Source organism: Bacteroidota bacterium (assembly GCA_034723125.1).
GTDB lineage: Bacteria > Bacteroidota > Bacteroidia > CAILMK01 > JAAYUY01 > JAYEOP01.
In genome coordinates, this window is sequence record JAYEOP010000149.1 from 1 (window position 1) to 3,964 (window position 3,964).

General features: G+C 28.8%; 3 protein-coding genes. 2 read left to right on the top strand and 1 reads right to left on the bottom strand.

What is annotated here, in order from left to right; genetic code table 11:
* A partial coding sequence (locus U9R42_04395) for a hypothetical protein (protein ID MEA3495255.1) occupies positions 1-780 on the top strand: 780 nt, incomplete at its 5' end.
* Positions 781-836: 56 nt separating this feature from the next.
* A complete protein-coding gene (locus U9R42_04400; GenBank protein MEA3495256.1) occupies positions 837-2,087 on the top strand; it encodes a DUF5723 family protein in 1,251 nt (416 codons plus the stop codon).
* A gap of 224 nt (positions 2,088-2,311) precedes the next feature.
* Here the strand turns inward: U9R42_04400 and U9R42_04405 are convergent, their stop codons facing one another.
* A complete protein-coding gene (locus tag U9R42_04405; GenBank protein MEA3495257.1) occupies positions 2,312-3,832 on the bottom strand; it encodes a GH3 auxin-responsive promoter family protein in 1,521 nt (506 codons plus the stop codon).
* Positions 3,833-3,964: the final 132 nt, after the last annotated feature.

Below are 3,964 nucleotides of genomic sequence, written 5' to 3' on the forward strand. Positions count from 1 at the left end.
AGTTTTAGGTTTTTTACAGAAAATGGAGTTGGTGCAGATGCGGAAATATTAATTAATAAAATTGAAGCAAAAAACAATAAAACGAAATTAAACAAAATTCTGAGTAGTACGATATTGAACAATCCCATTGTTGTACAACGAGCAACGGATAATCCATTTACACCTAAATATTCTTACGTAGAATTAAATAATTCAAATTCTAATGCTAAGGAATTGATTGAGATTCTACCTGATGAGTTTGAATATGATATTGAGGTTAGGTTTAATCCAAATGGAAATACTTCAAATTACAATGATTTTGTATATCACGATAGCAAAGTAAATGCTGGTGTTGAGATTGAATTGCCATTATTTATTTCTGCAGAAGGATTGACAATGCTTGATACTCTTGATTTTTCTCTTGCTGATGCAAAATCTTTGGATAATATTGAAAAAGCTATGTTTAGAATAATTGCTTCAAATACATTTCCTTTTGATGCAAGCCTCCAACTGTATTTTGTTGATAAAAATAATGATATTTTAGATTCTTTGTTTATGGCTGACAACAGGATAATGCCTGGGGAAATTCAGGAACCGGGGAATAAAGTTATGCTTGCCAAAATAACAAGAATACCCGAAATTGTTGGAGCATCTAAAATGGATAATATCAGCTATGCCGAGAAAATAATAATTAAAGCGGTGTTTAACACAATTCCTAAGGATAGAAAATTGAAAATTTATTCTGATTATAAATTGAATGTAAAGCTTGTAGCGGATTTTACCTATAAAACAAGCTTTTAAATATTATTTTTTGCTAATGAATTTATAGCTGTTATAAAAACTCTTAAAATTTAAAAATGAAATTATTTTATATATTTACCTTACTACTTTTTTCCACATCACTTTTTGCCCAACTTGAAGTTGACCCTTATTTCCAAAAAATTGAAAGTGAAACGGGAAATGAGAATTACATAAGCTTTGGAAGTTCAATGTTTTCATCTCCAACAGTTGAGTTTTCGCGAATGAATTATTTTTTATTAACACAATTTGGAGATAGAGATTATAAAAATAAAATATTGTCAGGACTTAAAGATGAAAATTTAATGGGTACTGAATTTGAAAATTACATTTTGTATTCCCCTGCAATTTCAGATGTTTTTGGATTTAAAGATTATTCAATATCTTTTTTACTTAAAAGTGTTTACCAACAAAGCCTGTTTGTAACCGATGATTTTGTAAATATATTTTTTCATGGAAATAGTTCTTTCGCAGGAAAAACTGCAGAGCTTAGTCCATTAAATTATAAAAATTATCTATATCACGAAATGCAAATAAATTTAAATAAAAAATCTGAAAATAATTTGTGTTACGGTTTTGGTTTATCCCTGATATCTGCATCAATACTTAATGAATTTATTGTGTCTGATGCTAGTCTTTTTACTTCTGAAGAAGGTGATTCCCTTTATGCAAATTTGAATGTATCCATTAGAAGAAACAATCCATCTAAGAATGATTTATTTGCTGTAAATGGTTTGGGTACAGCTCTTAACCTTTACGCTTCTTATGAGTTTGAAAATAAAAATTCATTCTTTGTGGCAATTGATAATTTAGGTTTTATTAACTATAACAAAAACACTAATTATTTTGAAATAGATACGGGAATTTCCTTTACGGGTTTTGATGTTTTTGATGAAGAATTATTTGAAGAAAATTCTGAGAATAATAGTTTTTTAGATACTTTTAATAATTTAGATAATTTTGGATTAAATGAAAGTTATTTATCCTTTTTACAACCAAGATTAAAGTTAATTTATTCAATAAAAAATGTTTACAAAGAATTTGATGTGAACACAGGATTAATTTATGTTTTGTCAAAGCACAGAACACCATTTGTTTTTGCTAATCTGAATTATTCTATAAATGAAAAAATACTTATTTCCTCAGGATTATCATTTGACCAATACCGAAAAACAGCTTTTAATTTAGGAATGAAAATGAAATTGTTGAAAAATGCGGAATTGACTTTCGGGAGCTATCACTTAGAAGGTTTTGGAATATCAAGAACAAACGGATTTAATTTTTACTTAGGATTTAATAGCTGCTTCTAAGAAGAAGGATACAAGATGCAAGATACAAGATACAAGATACAAGATACAAGATACAAGATACAAGATACAGGATACAAGATACAAGATACAAGATTCAAGATGCAGGATACAAGATACAGGATACAAGATTTCAATCACTTCAATCCCCTCAATCCTTTCAATCCCCCCAATCCTCTCAATCATTTCAATCACTTCAATCACTTCAATCAATCCAATCCCCTCAATCACTTCAATCCTAAAAGCACCTTAATATCTTCCACATATTTTCTTGAATTAAATAGTCTTGGTACTTTATGTTGACCTCCCAGTTTGCCTCTTTTTTTCATCCAATTGTAAAATGTACCCTTAGGAACAAAATGAATTATTGGTGGTGAAAGTGCAATATCTTTATACCTTTTGGCTTCATAATCCGAATTAGCATTTTGTAATGATTTATCAAGAGTTTCTTTAAAAAGATTTTCGTTATCAGGATTTTTTTTGAATTCAATTATCCATTCATGTGTACCATTGTTGTTGTTACTAAAAAATATCGGTGCAGCCGTATAATCAGTAATCTCTGCATTTGTTACTGAGCAAGCTTCAGAAATTGCCTTTTCTGCATTTTCAATAATTACTTCTTCTCCGAATGCATTAATAAAATTTTTTGTTCGTCCTGTTAATCTAAACCTGAATGGTTTTAAAGAAGTGAATTTTAAAGTATCTCCAATTACATACCTCCATAGTCCTGCATTTGTTGAAATTACTATTGCATAATTTTTATTAAGTTCAACTTCTGATAGTTTTAAAACTTTAGGAGTTTCATTTTCAATTTCATTCACGGGAATAAATTCATAATAAATGCCATGGTCAATTAAAAGTAGTAAATCTTTACTATTTTTTTGATCTTGAATTCCAAAAAAACCTTCTGAGGCATTATAGGTTTCCATGTAAATCATATCAGGATTAGGGATAAGTTCTTTAAACATTTTACGATAAGGTTCAAAGCTTACTCCCCCATGAACATATAACTCAAGATTTGGCCACAAGTCAGTAATCTTTTCTTTTTGACTGACTTTAAGTATGTTGTTTATAAGTACTACTGTCCACGTTGGTACACCCGAAATATGAGTAATGTTTTTATTCATTACCTCTTCCGTCATGTGTATTATTTTTTGCTCCCAGTCAGACATCAGAGATGTTCTTGTACTAGGTTCTTGCCATAATTTCGACCAAAGAGGAAGATTCTGTAAAAGTATTGCAGAGAGGTCACCTATTTTTGATTTTTTATTAGATTTATTTATTTCATGACTTCCTCCTAATGCCAAACCGTTACCTTTGGATACCTTGCTATCAGGATAGTTGTTGTAATGAACTGCAATTAAATCTTTACCTGCTTTGTAATGACAATCTTCAAGAGAACTTTTTGAAATAGGAATGAATTTACTTTTATCGGAAGTTGTACCTGATGATTTTGCAAACCACTTTATTCGCCCGGGCCATAAAACATTTTTTTCGCCTTTTAAACTAAGTGTTATGAGATTTTTTAATGAATTGTAATCCTGAATAGCTATTCTGTTACTAAATATTTCACTGTTTGAAATACTTTTGTAATCATAAATTTTACCCCATTTTGTTTTAACAGCAGTTTCTATCAATGATTTTAATACCAATTCTTGAGATTCATAAGGCTTTTCTATAGAATTTTGAAAATCAACTATTCGTTTGTTAACCTTTGATTTTATAGTGTATGTAAGTAGCTTATTCATTAAATTTTTTTTAAAAAAAACTATATTATCTTGCTTATTCTTTGATAATTTTAAACAACAAAAATAATAGTAATTATTTAAATGAGCAAAATTCTTTTGTAACGAATAATAAATCAGTTTATAACGATTTGA

Bases quoted from the DNA above. Each gene is read 5' to 3' on its own strand.
- U9R42_04405 (MEA3495257.1), bottom strand. From the start codon at position 3,832: ATGAATAAGCTACTTACATACACTATAAAATCAAAGGTTAACAAACGA.
- U9R42_04400 (MEA3495256.1), top strand. From the start codon at position 837: ATGAAATTATTTTATATATTTACCTTACTACTTTTTTCCACATCACTT.